At 66.9% G+C, this 14,617-nt stretch carries 14 protein-coding genes; 4 read left to right on the forward strand and 10 right to left on the reverse strand.

All coding sequences use genetic code 11. The features are described from left to right. The first annotated feature begins 35 nt into the window (after positions 1–35). Together cydD and cydC are read left to right on the forward strand one after the other, a co-directional pair. Complete coding sequence (gene cydD, locus QMX83_RS00460) at positions 36–1,760, forward strand: thiol reductant ABC exporter subunit CydD (protein ID WP_282294759.1); 1,725 nt, start codon at positions 36–38, stop codon at positions 1,758–1,760. Beyond that, positions 1,757–3,433, forward strand: a complete 1,677-nt coding sequence (gene cydC, locus QMX83_RS00465; protein WP_282294760.1) for a thiol reductant ABC exporter subunit CydC — start codon at positions 1,757–1,759, stop codon at positions 3,431–3,433. Before cydD ends, cydC begins: the two co-directional genes overlap by 4 nt. Before the next feature lie 1,021 nt (positions 3,434–4,454). Here cydC and QMX83_RS00470 read toward each other — a convergent pair. The 10 genes from QMX83_RS00470 to ccmA all read right to left on the reverse strand — a co-directional run bounded on the left by QMX83_RS00470 (position 4,455) and on the right by ccmA (position 12,431). Beyond that, complete coding sequence (locus QMX83_RS00470) at positions 4,455–5,567, reverse strand: homoserine O-acetyltransferase (RefSeq protein ID WP_282294761.1); 1,113 nt, start codon at positions 5,565–5,567, stop codon at positions 4,455–4,457. Between the two features lie 76 nt (positions 5,568–5,643). After that, entirely contained in the window at positions 5,644–6,633 is a 990-nt protein-coding gene (locus tag QMX83_RS00475; protein WP_282294786.1) for a tetratricopeptide repeat protein, read from the reverse strand. Further along, positions 6,627–7,097 (reverse strand): cytochrome c-type biogenesis protein, encoded by a 471-nt coding sequence (locus tag QMX83_RS00480; RefSeq protein ID WP_282294762.1) that lies wholly within the window; start codon positions 7,095–7,097, stop codon positions 6,627–6,629. The genes QMX83_RS00475 and QMX83_RS00480 overlap by 7 nt, the downstream gene beginning before the upstream one ends. Continuing rightward, positions 7,060–7,659, reverse strand: coding sequence for a DsbE family thiol:disulfide interchange protein (locus QMX83_RS00485; protein WP_282294763.1), 600 nt, complete (start codon positions 7,657–7,659; stop codon positions 7,060–7,062). Before QMX83_RS00485 ends, QMX83_RS00480 begins: the two co-directional genes overlap by 38 nt. Beyond that, complete coding sequence (locus tag QMX83_RS00490; RefSeq protein ID WP_282294764.1) at positions 7,652–9,583, reverse strand: heme lyase CcmF/NrfE family subunit; 1,932 nt, start codon at positions 9,581–9,583, stop codon at positions 7,652–7,654. The genes QMX83_RS00485 and QMX83_RS00490 overlap by 8 nt, the downstream gene beginning before the upstream one ends. After that, on the reverse strand, positions 9,584–10,045 hold the full coding sequence (gene ccmE, locus QMX83_RS00495) for a cytochrome c maturation protein CcmE (RefSeq protein ID WP_282294765.1): 462 nt from the start codon (positions 10,043–10,045) through the stop codon (positions 9,584–9,586). Beyond that, positions 10,042–10,227 (reverse strand): heme exporter protein CcmD, encoded by a 186-nt coding sequence (locus tag QMX83_RS00500; protein ID WP_282294766.1) that lies wholly within the window; start codon positions 10,225–10,227, stop codon positions 10,042–10,044. The genes ccmE and QMX83_RS00500 overlap by 4 nt, the downstream gene beginning before the upstream one ends. Then, the gene (gene ccmC / locus QMX83_RS00505) at positions 10,224–10,991 is read right to left on the reverse strand and encodes a heme ABC transporter permease CcmC (protein WP_282294767.1); all 768 of its coding nucleotides are present in this window, start codon (positions 10,989–10,991) and stop codon (positions 10,224–10,226) included. The genes QMX83_RS00500 and ccmC overlap by 4 nt, the downstream gene beginning before the upstream one ends. Before the next feature lie 97 nt (positions 10,992–11,088). Continuing rightward, positions 11,089–11,784 (reverse strand): heme exporter protein CcmB, encoded by a 696-nt coding sequence (gene ccmB / locus QMX83_RS00510; RefSeq protein ID WP_282294768.1) that lies wholly within the window; start codon positions 11,782–11,784, stop codon positions 11,089–11,091. Continuing rightward, positions 11,781–12,431: a heme ABC exporter ATP-binding protein CcmA gene (ccmA, locus tag QMX83_RS00515; protein ID WP_282294769.1), complete on the reverse strand. Its 651-nt coding sequence runs from the start codon at positions 12,429–12,431 to the stop codon at positions 11,781–11,783. Before ccmA ends, ccmB begins: the two co-directional genes overlap by 4 nt. A gap of 108 nt (positions 12,432–12,539) precedes the next feature. Between ccmA and QMX83_RS00520 the strand changes: the two genes are divergently transcribed. Beyond that, the gene (locus tag QMX83_RS00520) at positions 12,540–13,694 is read left to right on the forward strand and encodes a pyridoxal phosphate-dependent aminotransferase (RefSeq protein ID WP_282294770.1); all 1,155 of its coding nucleotides are present in this window, start codon (positions 12,540–12,542) and stop codon (positions 13,692–13,694) included. Continuing rightward, positions 13,694–14,527: an amidohydrolase gene (locus QMX83_RS00525; protein ID WP_282294771.1), complete on the forward strand. Its 834-nt coding sequence runs from the start codon at positions 13,694–13,696 to the stop codon at positions 14,525–14,527. The genes QMX83_RS00520 and QMX83_RS00525 overlap by 1 nt, the downstream gene beginning before the upstream one ends. Positions 14,528–14,617: the final 90 nt, after the last annotated feature.

The following is a 14,617-nucleotide window of genomic DNA, read 5'->3' on the forward strand; positions in this document are numbered from 1 at the left end:
TCTGGCATTGCCCCGATGGCCGCCAGTGATCCACTTTGAGCATACCCCCCGACGCGCCCCCCATCGAGACTTCCACCCTGCGCCGCCAGCGTCTGGCATGGCTGAATGGGCTTGCCGTCACAGTTCGGGGCCGCCAACGGCTGGCCGCGCTCTGTATCTGTACGTCCGGCGCGCTGCTGATCGGCCACGCCGCCGCCATCGCCTGGTTTATCCAGGCCGTGCTGGTCGAACATCGCCCGCTGGCCCAGGCCCTGCTGGTGCTGCTGGGGTTGCTGGCGGTGCTGGCGGTACGCGCGCTGCTGGCCAGTGCCACCCAGGCCGCCGCCGGTGATGTGGCCGACGCGGCACGGCTGACCCTGCGCGAGCGGGTGTACTCCCGGCTGATGGCACTGGGCCCGCTGTGGCTGCGCCAGCAGCGCACCGGCGAACTGGGCGAGCTGATGCTGGCCCACGCCGATGCGGTGGAGAACTACTACTCCGGCTACCAGCCGGTGCGCATTGAAGTGGTGGTGGTGCCGCTGCTGATCGCCATCGCCGTGGCCTATGTGGACTGGGTGGTGGCACTCATTCTTGTGTTCACCGCGCCGCTGGTTCCGTTCTTCATGATGCTGGTCGGCTGGGGCGCGGAAGCGGCCGGCCGTGCCCAGTTGGGCGAACTGGCCCGCATGAGCGGGCATTTCGCTGACCGCATCAAAGGCCTGGGCCTGCTGCGCCTGTATGGCCGGGGCGAAGCGGAGCTGGAAGGCGTGGCCGCCGCGGCCGAAGGCGTGCGCGAGCGCACCATGAAGGTGCTGCGGATCGCGTTCCTGTCCTCCACCGTGCTGGAGTTCTTCGCCTCGGTCAGCGTGGCGATGGTGGCGCTGTACCTGGGCTTGAGTTACCTGGGCCTGATGTCACTGCATGCGGCCGTGCCGACGCTGGGTGCCGGCATGTTCTGCCTGCTGCTGGCCCCGGAGTTCTACGCACCGCTGCGCCGGTTGGCCGCGCATTACCACGACCGCGCCAATGCGCTCGCGGCCGCCGCCGAGGTGGAGCGCCTGCTCGGCGAGTTGCCCGCCGCCCCCGCCAGCAACGGCGCGGCCGCGACGCCGCGCGCGCCCGAGCTGCTGGAGCAGCATGCGCACCCGGTGGTCGTGCGTGACCTGGCGCTGCGTCCGTTGGGCGCACCGCACAACGTGATCCAACAACTGTCGTTCCATCTCGAGCCCGGTCAGCGCCTGGCATTGGTGGGGCCCAGCGGCAGCGGCAAGAGCACGCTGCTGGAGGCACTGGCCGGCTGGTTGCCACCGTGCGGCGGCAGCATCGTGCTGCGCCCCGGGCTGGAGGTGGGCTACGCCGGGCAACGGCCGTACCTGTTCCACGGCAGCATCGCCGACAACCTGCGCCTCGCCGACCCCGGTGCCAGCGACGCGCGCCTGCATGCGGTGGCCGAAGCGGCGCAGGTGATGCGCTTTGCGCGTGCGCTGCCGCAGGGCCTGGACACCGTGATCGGCGAGCGGGGTTTCGGTCTTTCCGGTGGCGAAGCACGCCGCATTGGATTGGCGCGGTTGCTGTTGCGCGACCCGCAGGTGCTGTTGCTGGATGAGCCGACTGCATTCCTCGACCCGGACACCGAAGCGGCCTTGCTGCAGACCCTCGCCGCCTTCGCACGCGACCGTGTCGTGGTGATCGCCACCCATAGCGAGGTGGCGATGCGCTGGGCCGACACGCGCTTGGAACTGACCACGTTGCACGCAACACAGCCGGAGGTGCAGGCATGAGTACCGCACGTACCGACGGGCTGAAACAGATATTCGTCCGCCATCGCGGTCGCCTGCTGCTGACCGTGCTGCTGCTGTGGACCACGATGCTGGCCGGCACCGCGCTGTTGGGCTTGTCGGGCGGCTTCCTCACGGCGGCAGCGTTGGCCGGTGCAGCAGGGTTGGGCAGTGGCTTCAACTTCTTCTCGCCCTCGGCCGGTATCCGTGGCCTGACCATGGCGCGCATCGCCTCGCGCTATTTCGAGAAGCTGGTCGGCCACGACGTCACCCTGCGCATCGCGCGCGACCTGCGCGTGTGGTTCTTCCGGCGCGCGCTGCCGCTGGCCCCGGCCAAGCTGGCCGGCATGCGCACCGGTGAACTGCTGGCGCGCCTGCTCAGCGACATCAATGAAGTGGACGGGCTGCTGGTGCGTGCCATCGGTCCATTGATTGCGCTGGGCGGTGTGTCGCTGGCGGCGGTCGGTTCCGCGTTGCTGATCTACCCACCGGCCGCGCTGCTGCTGGCGGTGCTGGCCCTGGTGATCGGGCTCGGCGTGCCGTGGTTCACCGTGCGCGGTGCCGGTGCGCACGAGCGCGACCGCGCGCTGCACCGTGCGCAACTGCGCACGCAGGCGTTTGAAGGTCTGGAAGGCGCGGCGGATCTGACCGCACTGCAGGCACGCGACCATTGGCAGCAGCGCGTCAATGTGGCCGCCAAGCAACTGCGTTCGCGCGACCGTCGCCGGCGTTGGCGGCTGGTGGCCGGCAATGCGCTGCACGGGCTGTGCGCTTCGGTGGGCTTGGTGGCGATGATCTGGCTCGCCCTGGGCGCGTTTGAACGCGGGGCGGTGGATGCGGCCTATGCAGCGGCGCTGGTGTTTCTCACCGTGGCGCTGATCGAGCTGTGGGCCGGCATCGGCCTGGCGTGGCAGTCGTGGTTGAGCGGAAAGGTGGCGGCAGGGCGGCTGGAAAGCATCGTCGACCAGGACAGCAGCGTGGCCGATGCGGTGGTTCCGGTGGCGTTGCCGGCAGGCGCGGCGGTGTTGGAATTGTGCGATATCAGCTTCCGCTGGCCCGGGCAGGGCAGGGCGCTGCTGCAGCATGTGAATCTTCGCGTGGCACCGGGTGAGCGCATCGCGCTGCGCGGCGACAGCGGCAGCGGCAAGACCACGCTGTCCGCATTGATGCTGCGGCTGTGGGATCCGGAAGCGGGTAGCGTGCGCTATGGCGACGTGGACATCCGGACGGTGGCGCAAGCGGAGTGGCACAAGCAGATTGCCTGGCTGCCGCAGAACGCGCCGGTGTTTGCGGGCACCGTGGCCGACAACCTGCGTTTGGGGGATGTGGCAGCCAGTGACGAACGCCTATGGCAGGTGTTGGCTGACGTGCGCCTGCAGGCGTGGGCGGAGGGCATTGGTGGGTTGAATGCCTGGGTCGGCGAGAACGGGGCGACGATGTCGGCCGGGCAGGCGCGGCGCTTGGCACTTGCGCGTGCGCTGCTGCGTGACGCACCGGTGCTGCTGCTCGATGAGCCGACTGAAGGCCTGGATGTAGACACCGCGCAGGCACTGCTGCACGACCTGGTCGCCGCGCTCGGCGGCCGCAGCATGGTGATGATCACCCACGACGAACTGCCCGAGGGTATCGTCCAGCACAGCTACCGCCTGCGCGACGGCACCCTGGTCGAGGACTGATTCCGCGACGGTGCCTTGACCGGTAGCGCCGGCCGTTGGCCGGCCCAGGCGGTGCCGGCCACGCCCGCGCATCATCAGCCACATACGACATCGAACCGCATGCTCTTGCCGCACATGCAATCGGTAATCCCGCAGCCGAAATAGTGATGGACTTCCTCCGCAAACCGCGCTGCAGCTCACGCATTTCGCGAAAACGCGCACATCACGACGTCACCTCACACGTTGCCGCCGACCATCTCACCACCCGATAGGAAATGTTGCATTCCCGTATGCTTCGCACACGCTGCAACCTGTGGCTACGGAGCCTGAGAATTCCGTTTGATGGTGGAAGTTGGTTGTTTCACGTCGGGAGGGTAGCGGAATACAAGACCCTCGCGGAAACATGCTACGCCCGTGCGCCATCAAACGGATCTCAGCCTCCCGACTCCCTCGCCATTCCGGCGAGGGAGAACACCACCGGAGATTCCGTATGCATGACGAAGACGCAGACACGCCAGATACCCAGGCCACCCCAGCCCCACGCTGCACCTGCCGGCAGATGCCCTTCCAGGTACGCGTCGTGGAGCGACAAAGCCACAGCGCACCCACCTGTCCCGTATGCCCACCGCCACTGGAAGTGTCACTGTTCGGCTGGTGGCTGCACGGCTTGAATGTGCGTCACAGCGCACGGATGACCTTGCGTCATACCGATGAAGGGCTCGTGTTGAGTCTGCCTGGAATGCGCAAGCCGCGTCGGCGGCGATCCAGAAGCGGAACGCGTTGATGGACGAGGACGAGTTACGGAAAACGGATTGCGTGAGTACGGGTAGGGTCGGTCGACAGACGACCGCCGATAGCGGCGATCAGCACGGTGACGCATGATCCCTGACGCGGAGGCGCGTGATGGCCGTTGGGTCATGCGTTACTTCGTTCTGGGGTCATGCCTTACCGAACGTGGTGCCAGTACGTGCGGTCGTCTGTCGAGCGACCCTACCTGTATCCAGCAATACCGATATTCCCAACATCCCCAACATCCCCAACATCACAGCACGTCGAGGAAGCCCCGTACCGCCGGCCCGAAGCGCTCGAAATCCACCAGGAACGCATCGTGCCCCTGCGGTGAATCCAGCCCGATGAACTGCGCGTCGGCACCACCGGCGCGCAGGCCGTCGGCGATCTGCTGCTGTTGCTGCACCGGGAAAAGGATGTCGGTGTTGGCACCAATCGCCAATGCCTTGGCCACCTTGATCTGCGCCAGCCCGGCCATCACGTCGCCATCGGCGTACTCGGCCAGGTCGAACCAGTCCATCGAGCGGCTCAGATACAGATAGCAGTTGGGATCGAAGAAGCGCACGAATCGCCGCGCGTGGCCTTCAAGGTAGCTTTCCACCTGGAATTCCAGGCCAAACGGATCATCGTCGGTCTGGTCCGAGTCCAGCCGCACGCGGCCGAAGCGGCCGTCCCATTCCAGCGCGGAGCGGTAGGTAATGACGCCAAGCTTGCGCGCCATGCGCATGCCCGATTCCGGGTACTCGCTCTCAGTATAGCGCCCCGCATTCCACTGCGGGTCCAGGCGGATCGCCTCGCGCTGCAGCGAGCGGATGGCGATGGAGAACGGCAACGCCTGCGCGCTGCCGGAGATATTGATATGGCTGCGTGCAATGCCGGGATGCAGGTGCAGCAGTGCCAGCGCGGTCATGCCGCCCATGGAGTTGCCGATGACGCAGGCCAGCTCGCTGACGCCCAGGGCGCGCACCACTTCGACGGCCGCGCGTGCACCGTCTTCGATGGACAGTTCCGGGAAGCTCAGGCGATACGTTTCGCCGGTAGCCGGATTGAGTGAGGCCGGGCCCGTGGAACCTTTGCAGCTGCCCAGTGAGTTCACGCAGATTACAAACCAGCGGTCGGTGTCGATCGGCTTGTTGGGGCCGACCATGGCTTCCCACCAGCCGGGAGCCGGGTTGTCGGCATTGGCCGCGGCATGCGCGTCGGGGGACAGGCCGGTGACGATCAGGACGGCGTTGTCGGCGGCAGCGTTGGGGGTGCCCCAGGTTTCATAGGCCACATGGGCACCGTGCAGTTCGCCGCCGCGCTTGAACGCGAAGGGCGAGGGCAGGGAGTGGTAACGGGTGCCGGGGGGAATGAATTCGGTCATGCGGGCATTCTAGCTGCGTGGCGCGAAGGCGGGGTGCCGAACAATGGAACACCGCGAAGCCACGCAGGGCGTGGCTCTACGGCAGGGTGAGCTTCACTGTGCCGGTGTGGGGTAGCTTTACCCGCACGGCTTGGGAATCCACATCGCCTTCCTTCCGGTTTGCCTGCCCACTGGCTGACACCCGCGCAAACACCTCTACCTCGTTCAAGGCAGACAACTTCACGGTCGGCATCGGGCTGTCGCCATCATCCAGCGTTACGGTGATCGGCAGATCCGCCAGCGCATGCTTCTCCACGGCCACCGGCATCGGCGGGCCGCCGGGCTGGCGGGCGATGATGAACACGGTGGCATTGGCGGGTAGGGCGTCCGCCTTCGTGCCCGCAGCCAGCGCCACCGAAACCTGCAACGCGTGACCGCTCGATGCTGCAGCCGGCGCATCACCGCCGACGCTCCGCGCAATCGCAATCTGCTCACGCAAGGCCGCCGCCGCACCCGGTTCCAGCTTCGGCAGCAACGCTTCCCACACCTGCGCGGCTTCCGCGTTCTGGCCGCGTTGACGCAGCGCCACGCCAATCAGCCACGCCGCCCGTTCGCTGTTCGGGTCCACCTGCTGCGCATGCCGCAGCCACTGCAGCGCGGTGTCGTCGAACTGCCGGGTGGGGTGGCTCTGCGCACGCGCCTGCGCGGCTTCCACCAGTACCGGTGCTTCGTCCGGGGCAAGCGCCACCGCGCGTTCAAAGGCGGTGTTGGCTTCTTCGGTTTTCCCCAACGCCAGCTGCGAACGCCCCAGCAGCGCCCAGCCATCGGCGCGCTGCGGCTCGCGTTCCAGCGCCTGCTGCAGCTCGCGGATGCCTTGCTGCAGGTCGTTGGAGGCAGCAGTTTCTGTACGCGGTGTGGTGGCCTCGGGGGTGCCTACCAGCACATACAAGGCACATCCGGCGACGCCGAGTGCGATGGTCAGGGCGATGAAGCCCTTGCGCCCACTGCCCCGTAGCGGCCACAGCACCATCAGTGCCATCACAGCCGCGGCGAATGCGGCAAAGGCAGGCAGCCACAGGTTCACCAGCGTTCCTCGCTTTCATCCATCGGTTGCACGGTGCGGCTGCGTCGCCGCACCACCCAGAACACGGTGCCCGCGCCGATCAGCAGCACGCCCAGTGGCCCGAACCAGAGCAGGCTGTTGCGCGCGTCCATCGCCGGACGGTACAGCACGAACTCGCCATAGCGCTCGACCAGGAACTGCTTGATCTGGGCGTCGCTGTTGCCCTGTTGCATGAGGGTCAGCACTTCACGGCGCAGGTCGTGCGCGATCTGTGCGTTGGAATCGGCCAGCGATTGGTTCTGGCACTGCACGCAGCGCAGCTCAGCGGCCAGCGCGTGGAAGCGGGCTTCCTCGGCCGCATCGCGGTACTGCAGCGGAGTAGGGTCGCTGACCGCCTGTGACCACGCCATTGCCGGCCACAACACGGTGGCCAACAGCAGGACGCGGCCTTTACTCAGCTGGCGGCGGCGTGGCAGCAGGTTGCGCATGGGCACGGTCCAGTTTGTCCAGTTCCGGCAGCAGTTGGGTGTCGATCACGCGCTGGGTGAGCGCGCCGCTGTACTTCCAGCGCACCACGCCGCTGGCGTCGACGAGGAAGGTCTCCGGCGCGGCGGTCACGCCCCAGTCAATTGCGGTGCGGCCTTCGATATCCGCCAGCACCAGCACGAACGGATTGCCCAGCGTTTCCAGCCAACGCAGTGCATCGGCTGGTTCGTCTTTCCAGTTGTAGCCGATCACGCGCACGCGCTTGGTTTCGGCGAACTTCGTCAGCACCGGGTGTTCTTCACGGCAGGCGGCGCACCAGCTGCCCCACACGTTCAGCACGTAGGGCGCGCCACGTAGCTCGGTGCTGCTCACAGTGGTCTGCGGGTCATGCAGAATCGGCAGCGCAAACGCCGGCGCGGGTTTGTTGATCAGCGCTGAAGGCAGGATGTCACGGTCCGGCGCGCCGGACTTCATCACCCCGTAGATCATCAGTCCGAGCAGCCCGAAGAAGAACAGCACGCCGATGACGATGGCAACAGGCGGAATGGGGCGGGGCTCAGACATTGGGTAATTCCTTGATACGGCGGAAGCGGCGGTCAGCGGCGGTGACAAACCCGCCCAGCGCCATCAGCAGCGCACCCAGCCAGATCCAGCGGACAAACGGCTTGATATGCACGCGCAGCGCCCAGGCATTGTTGCCCAGCGGCTCGCCCAATGCCACGTAGACATCGCCATTTACCCGTGCATGGATGCCGGCTTCGGTCATCACCTGGCCGCCGCTGGCATAGGCGCGCTTTTCCGGGTGCAGCAGGGCGATTTCACGCTCGCCGGCGAAGACCCGCACGTGGCCGCGGTCGGCCACGTAGTTCGGGCCCTGCTGGTGATCCACGCCTTCGAACTGGAACGCGTAACGACCGATCTCGATCTGCTGGCCGGGAGCGAGGGCGATTTCGCGCTGCACGTTCAGTGCTTCCACCAGCAGCGCGCCGACGAGGAACACCGCCACGCCGAAATGCGCCAGCAGCATGCCGACCATTTCCGCGTTGAAGCGGCCATTGCCGCGCAGGCGCTGCCAGACGAAGCGCGCGGTACCGAAGGTCACCCACGCGGCGGCCGCAACGCCGGCGGCGGTTTTCAACTTGCCCTGCGGAGCCATGAACCACGCGACCCCGCCCAGCAGCAGCGCGAACACCGCCCACGGGGCGAGCAGCGCCAGCCGACGTGACGCCTGGTCACGCTGCCAGTTCACCAATGGGCCGAACGGCAGCAGCAGCACCAGCGGGGCCATCAGCAGGAGGAACAGGGTGCCGAAGTAGGGCGGTCCAACACTCACCTTGCCCAGCCCCAGCGCATCCGCCAGCAGCGGATACAGCGTGCCCAGCAGCACCATCGCGCACGCGGTGGCCAGCAGCAGGTTGTTGGCCAGCAACAGGGTCTCGCGCGAGGTGGCCATGAATCCCTTGCGCGGGTCGTCCACGTTCAGGCCGCCGGCACGCAGCGCATACAACAGCAGCGCCGCACCGACCACCAGTGCCAGGAACACGAGAATGAAGGCACCGCGCGCCGGATCAGCGGCGAACGAGTGCACGCTGGTCAGTACGCCCGAGCGCACCAGGAAGGCCCCCAGCAGCGACAGCGCGAACGCGGCGATGGCCAGCAGCAGGGTCCAACTGGCGAAGCTGCCGCGCTTTTCAGTCACCGCCTGCGAATGGATCAGCGCGGCACCGGCCAGCCAGGGCATGAAGCTGGCGTTTTCCACCGGGTCCCAGAACCACCAGCCGCCCCAGCCCAGCTCGTAGTACGCCCACCAGCTGCCCAGCGCGATGCCCAGGGTGAGGAAGCCCCAGGCGATGTTGGTCCACGGCCGGGTCCAGCGCAGCCAGCGTGCGTCCACGCGGCCGTCCAGCAGCGCGGCAATGGCGAAGGCGAAGGGAACCGCAAAGCCCACGTAGCCGATATACAGCATCGGTGGGTGGATGATCAGCCCCGGGTCCTGCAGCAGCGGGTTGAGGTCGCGGCCTTCCAGCGGAGCCGGCAGCAGCCGGTTGAACGGATTGGAGGTGAAGAACAGGAAGGCGATGAAGCCCACGCTGATGATGCCCATCACCCCCAACACGCGTGCGCGCACGGTGTCGGGCAATTGCTTGGAGCCCACCGCCACCGCGCCGCCCCATAGCGCCAGCACCAGCACCCACATCAGCAGCGAACCTTCGTGCGCGCCCCATACCGCGGAATAGCGGTAGGCCAGCGGCAGCAGCGTGTTGGAGTTTTCGGCCACGTAGCGCACCGAGAAGTCCTGCTGCACGAAGGCGGCGGTAAGCACGGCGAACGCGCTGGCAATCAGCACCAGTTGCGCATACGCGGCCGGGCGGGCGATGGCCATCCACTCGGCCCGCTGGCGCTGCGCGCCCAACAGCGGCAGCACCGCCTGCAGCAGCGCGGCCAGCAGTGCACAGCCCAGCAGAATCTGCCCCAGCTCAGGCAGCACTCAGCGTGCCTCCACGGCCGGCACCGGCACGTCGTGCTTGGTGTGCGCCGCGCCCATCTTGTCGGCCACTTCCTTGGGCACGTAGTTCTCGTCGTGCTTGGCCAGGACTTCATCGGCGATGAAGCGGCCATTCTCGAGGCGGCCGCTGGCGACCACGGCGGTGCCTTCGGCAAACATGTCCGGCAGCATGCGAGAGGTACTCACCGGCAGGGTGGCGTCGCCGTCGGTGACCACGAAGTGGGCTTCCAGAGAGCCTTCCGCACGCTGGAACGAACCTTTCACCACCATGCCGCCGAGCCGGAAGCGCTCCTGGCTGCCGGCATCGCCGCGCAGCACTTCTGCGGGGGTGTAGAGATAAGCGATGTTCCGCTGCAGCGCGAATGCCACCAGCGTGGTGGCCAGGCCACCGGCCAACAGCACGATCAACACCCACATCAGGCGGCGACGCTGTACCGGGGTCATCGGCTCAGCTCCGTGCTGAGCGGGGCGGTGGCCGGCGTTTTCTCTCTCGCGCGCAGGCGTTCCTGTTTGCGCATGGCCTGGCGCTTGGCACTGCGCAGACGCAGCCAGGAACCGAATGCATCGGCGGCCAATACCAGCACGAACACCGAAAACGCAGCGATCAGGAAGGGAACGTGGGTCATGGCGCGGACTCCCTGGCGGGTGCGCCGCCAAAACGTTCGGCCACCCAGGCCTTGCCGGCCTCACGCGAAAGATTATCGGCGCGGGCCTTGGCCAGCAGCGAACCGGCAAACCACAGCTTGGTCGCCACCACCATCCACCACAGCGGGCCGATGAGCTGGTCGCGCACGGCGTTGTCGCCGAACACGTTGATCGACTGGCGCTGGTGCAGGCCGCCCCACCAGTCGACCGAATAGCGGATCACCGGCAGCAGGCTCACACCCACAATGGCCAACAGGCCAGCGGCACGCGCGGCGCTGCGGCGGTCTTCAATGGCGTGGTACAGGCCAATGACGCCCAGGTACAGGAACAGCAGCACCAGCTCGCTGGTCATGCGCGGGTCCCAATCCCACCATGTGCCCCAGGTGCTTTTGCCCCAGATGCTGCCGGTGAGCAGGGTGATCAGGGTGAAACCCGCGCCCATCGGCGCGCAGGCCATGGCCAGGATCTCGCAGATCTTGATCCGCCAGATCAGCGCGATGGCAGCGTACAAGGCCATGAGCGCGAACACGAAGAGGCTCATCCAGGCGCTGGGCACGTGGATGTAGATGATGCGGAAGGCGTCCAGCTGCTTGGCTTCTGCCGGCACCACGAACAGTCCCTGGTACAGCCCGATCAGCAGCACCGGCACCGCCGCTACATAAAACAGGCGCGACCAGCGCGCGGCGAAGCGGTCGAAGGTGGGCGGTGAACCGAATTGGTGGAACCAGCGGGTCAGGGAGTTCATGCAGCGAAGGCAATCTCAACGATGGGCAAAACAACGGCTGATCGTAGGGACGCGCCATGCGCGTCTGCGGTGAACAGGGCAACACACAGCACAATCATCAACTCAACGATATCCGTATCGCCGCGGCGGTGGCCAATGGGGCCAGCACCAGCGCCACCACCAGACCGGCCCCCAGCAGCAGCAGCGCTCCCACGGGATCCTGGCCGCGCGCGGCGGCTGAAACCGCCCCCGCGCCAAACACCAGCACCGGCACATACAGCGGCAGCGCCAGCAACGCCACGAGAATACCAGAGCGACGAATGCTGACCGTCAGCGCAGCCACCACGCCGCCAATCAGGCTCAGCAGCGGGGTACCCAGCAGCAACGATGCCAGCAACAGCGGCAATTGGTCATGCGGCAGATGCAGCATTTCGGCCAGCAGCGGGCTGACCACGATCAAGGGCAGGGCGGTGGTGGCCCAATGCAGCAGCACCCGCACCAGCACCAGCCAGGCCAGCGGCACCGGGGCCAGCAGCCATTGTTCCAGCGAGCCGTCCTCGGCGTCGCTTCGGAACAGTGAATCCAGCGCCAGCTGTCCGGCCAGCAGCACCGCCAGCCATAGCACCGCCGAGGCCACCCGGCTCATCGTGTCCGGGTCGCGGCCCAGCGCCAGCGCGAACAGCACCACCACCAGCAGCGCGAAGAGGACCGGCTGCAACGCATCGCCGCGCCGCCGCCAGAGCAGGCGCAGGTCGCGGGCGACCAGGGCGCGGGCGGTCTGCCACAGGCCGGGTTCGGTACCGGGGGCGATCATGCGGTGGCCCCCGGCGCGGACAACTCAATCAACCGCGTGCGCACCGGCGGCGCGGCATACGCCCCGTGCGTGGTCACCAAGGCGGCCCCGCCGGCACGGAGGTGCGCGGAAATCATCCGGTTGACCAGGTTGATCCCATCCAGATCCAGATTGGCGTAAGGCTCGTCCAGCAGCCACAGCGGTGCCGGCGACAGCCAGATGCGGGCCAGCGCGAGGCGTCGCTTCTGGCCGGCTGAAAGCTGCCGTACCAGGGTGTCCTCATAGCCGGCCAGACCTACGATCGCCAAGGCATTGCCCGGCATCTGGCGGGACCGGCGGCCATGCAGGCCGCACAGGAAATTCAGGTTTTCCAGGGTGTCCAGGTCGGCCTTCAGCGCCGGCAGGTGGCTCAGGTAGGCGACGAAGCGGGCCCGTTCACGGTGCCCGGCCGGCTTGCCGTCGATCTGGATCTGCCCGCCCCCCGGCCGCAGCAACCCGGCCAGCACCCGCAGCAGGGTGGTCTTGCCGGCCCCGTTGCCGCCCTGCACCAGCAGCGCCTCGCCGGCATCCACCTGCAGGTCCAGCGGCCCGAACACGGGTTCATCGTTGCGGTTGAAGGTGAGGCCATGAGCCGCCAGCAACGGGGGCGTATTCGGGGTGTTGTGCATGGGGAGGAGTGTAGCGGGATCGCGTTTGATGGGCTGTGCGTAGATGGCCATGTGGACCCGATTCGGTACCCATCCTTTACACTGCAAGGTCTCCTGATCCTGCCAGCGATGCCGATGAACCCGCAGACCAAGCTGCCCAAGGTGGGCACCACCATCTTCACCGTGATGTCCCAACTCGCTGCCGAGCATGGGGCCGTCAACCTGGGGCAGGGGTTCCCGGACTTCTCCGCGCCGCAGCGGCTCATCGATGAAACCGTGAAGGCCATGCAGGCCGGCCTGAACCAATACCCGCCGATGACCGGTGTGGCTCCGCTGCGCCAGGCCATCGCCCAGAAGTCGCTGGATCTGTACGGCGCACAGGTCAACCCCGACACCGAAATCACCGTCACCAGCGGTGCGACCGAAGCGATTTTCAATGCCATCCACGCGGTGGTCCGCCCGGGCGAGGAAGTGATCGTGCTCGACCCCGCGTACGACTGCTACGAGCCCGCCATCGACCTGGCCGGTGCGCGCGCTGTGCACGTGCCGCTGGACCCGCAGACCTTTGCGGTGGACTGGGACCGCGTGCGTGCCGCCATCACCCCGCGTACCCGCCTGCTGATGGTCAATACCCCGCACAATCCGTCCGGTGCCATGCTCACCGAGGCAGACATGCAGGCTCTGTGCGATGTGCTGCGCGGCACCGGCATCTATCTGATTTCCGATGAAGTGTACGAACACATCATCTATGACGGCCGCCGCCACGAATCGGCGCTGCGCTATCCCGAGCTGCGGGAGCGTACTTTCGTCATCTCCAGCTTCGGCAAGACCTACCACTGCACTGGCTGGAAGATCGGCTATGCCGTGGCCCCGCCGGCACTGACCGCCGAGTTCCGCAAGGTACACCAGTACAACACTTTCACCAGCTTCGGCCCCGCCCAGTACGGCTTCGCCGCGATGATCCGCGACGAACCGGAGCATCATCTGGAACTGGGCGCGTTCTACCAGGCCAAGCGTGACCGCTTCCGCGAGCAACTGCTGGGCACGCGCCTGAAGCCGCTGCCGGTGCCGGGCGGTTACTTCCAGCTGGTGGACTATTCGGCGATCAGCGATCTGCCCGACCACGAGTTTGTGAAGTGGCTCACCATCGAAAAGGGTGTAGCCGCCATTCCGCTGTCGCCGTTCTATGAAACCGCGCCGGAAGGCCAGCGCCTGGTGCGCCTGTGCTTTGCCAAGAACGACGCGACCATGGACGCCGCCATTGAACGCCTGAAGGTGCTCTGATGAACGCCCCCGCACGCGCCGACCTGCGCATCAGCCTGGTGCAGGGCAACACCCGCTGGCACGACCCGCAAGGTAACCGCGAACACTACGGTGCGTTGCTGGCCCCGCTGGCCGGCAATACCGACCTGGTGATCCTGCCGGAAACGTTCACCAGCGGGTTCTCCAACGACGCGATCTTCCGTGCTGAAGGCATGGAAGGCCCGACCGTGGCGTGGATCCGCGAGCAGGCCGCCAAACTGGGGGCAGCGGTGACCGGCAGCGTGCAGTTGCGGGTGGGCGAGGGCGTGTACAACCGTTTGTTGTGGGCCACGCCGGATGGCGAGCTGCAGCACTACGACAAGCGCCACCTGTTCCGTTACGGCGACGAGCACCTGCGCTATGCCGCCGGCAACGATCGCTTGAGCGTGGAATGGAAGGGCTGGCGGATCAATCCGCTGGTCTGCTACGACCTGCGTTTCCCGGTCTTCTGCCGCAACCGCTACGACGTGGAGCGCGCGGAAGAGCTGGACTTCGACCTGCAGATCTTCGTCGCCAACTGGCCGTCGGCGCGGGCCTACCCGTGGCGCACGTTGCTGCGCGCACGCGCGATTGAGAACCTGTGCTACGTGGCAGCGGTGAACCGCGTCGGCGTGGACGGCAACGACCTGCACTACGCCGGCGACAGCGCGGTGATCGACTTCCTCGGCCAGCCGCAGGTGGAGGTCCGCGAGACCGAGCAGGTGGTGACCACCACCATCTCCGCCGCTGCGCTGGCTGCGCACCGCGCACGCTTCCCGGCGATGCTGGATGCCGACGGCTTTACCCTTCACAGCGGTGATGCCTCCGGCAGCTGAACGCAACCCGCATGCGGGTGTGTGGCCTCATTTGGACCACACACGCGCACTGCTAGATTCAGCGCCATTCTCCCGTCACATGAGCGCATC

Source organism: Stenotrophomonas sp. PS02289 (genome assembly GCF_029960115.1).
Lineage (GTDB): Bacteria > Pseudomonadota > Gammaproteobacteria > Xanthomonadales > Xanthomonadaceae > Stenotrophomonas.

Excerpts from the sequence above, each read along its gene's own strand:
- QMX83_RS00500 (WP_282294766.1), bottom strand. The coding sequence starts at position 10,227 with ATGACCCACGTTCCCTTCCTGATCGCTGCGTTTTCGGTGTTCGTGCTG.
- ccmC (WP_282294767.1), bottom strand. The coding sequence starts at position 10,991 with ATGAACTCCCTGACCCGCTGGTTCCACCAATTCGGTTCACCGCCCACC.
- QMX83_RS00480 (WP_282294762.1), bottom strand. The coding sequence starts at position 7,097 with ATGCGCAACCTGCTGCCACGCCGCCGCCAGCTGAGTAAAGGCCGCGTC.
- ccmA (WP_282294769.1), bottom strand. The coding sequence starts at position 12,431 with ATGCACAACACCCCGAATACGCCCCCGTTGCTGGCGGCTCATGGCCTC.
- ccmB (WP_282294768.1), bottom strand. The coding sequence starts at position 11,784 with ATGATCGCCCCCGGTACCGAACCCGGCCTGTGGCAGACCGCCCGCGCC.
- QMX83_RS00485 (WP_282294763.1), bottom strand. The coding sequence starts at position 7,659 with ATGTCTGAGCCCCGCCCCATTCCGCCTGTTGCCATCGTCATCGGCGTG.
- QMX83_RS00525 (WP_282294771.1), top strand. The coding sequence starts at position 13,694 with ATGAACGCCCCCGCACGCGCCGACCTGCGCATCAGCCTGGTGCAGGGC.
- ccmE (WP_282294765.1), bottom strand. The coding sequence starts at position 10,045 with ATGACCCCGGTACAGCGTCGCCGCCTGATGTGGGTGTTGATCGTGCTG.
- QMX83_RS00520 (WP_282294770.1), top strand. The coding sequence starts at position 12,540 with ATGCCGATGAACCCGCAGACCAAGCTGCCCAAGGTGGGCACCACCATC.
- cydC (WP_282294760.1), top strand. The coding sequence starts at position 1,757 with ATGAGTACCGCACGTACCGACGGGCTGAAACAGATATTCGTCCGCCAT.
- QMX83_RS00470 (WP_282294761.1), bottom strand. The coding sequence starts at position 5,567 with ATGACCGAATTCATTCCCCCCGGCACCCGTTACCACTCCCTGCCCTCG.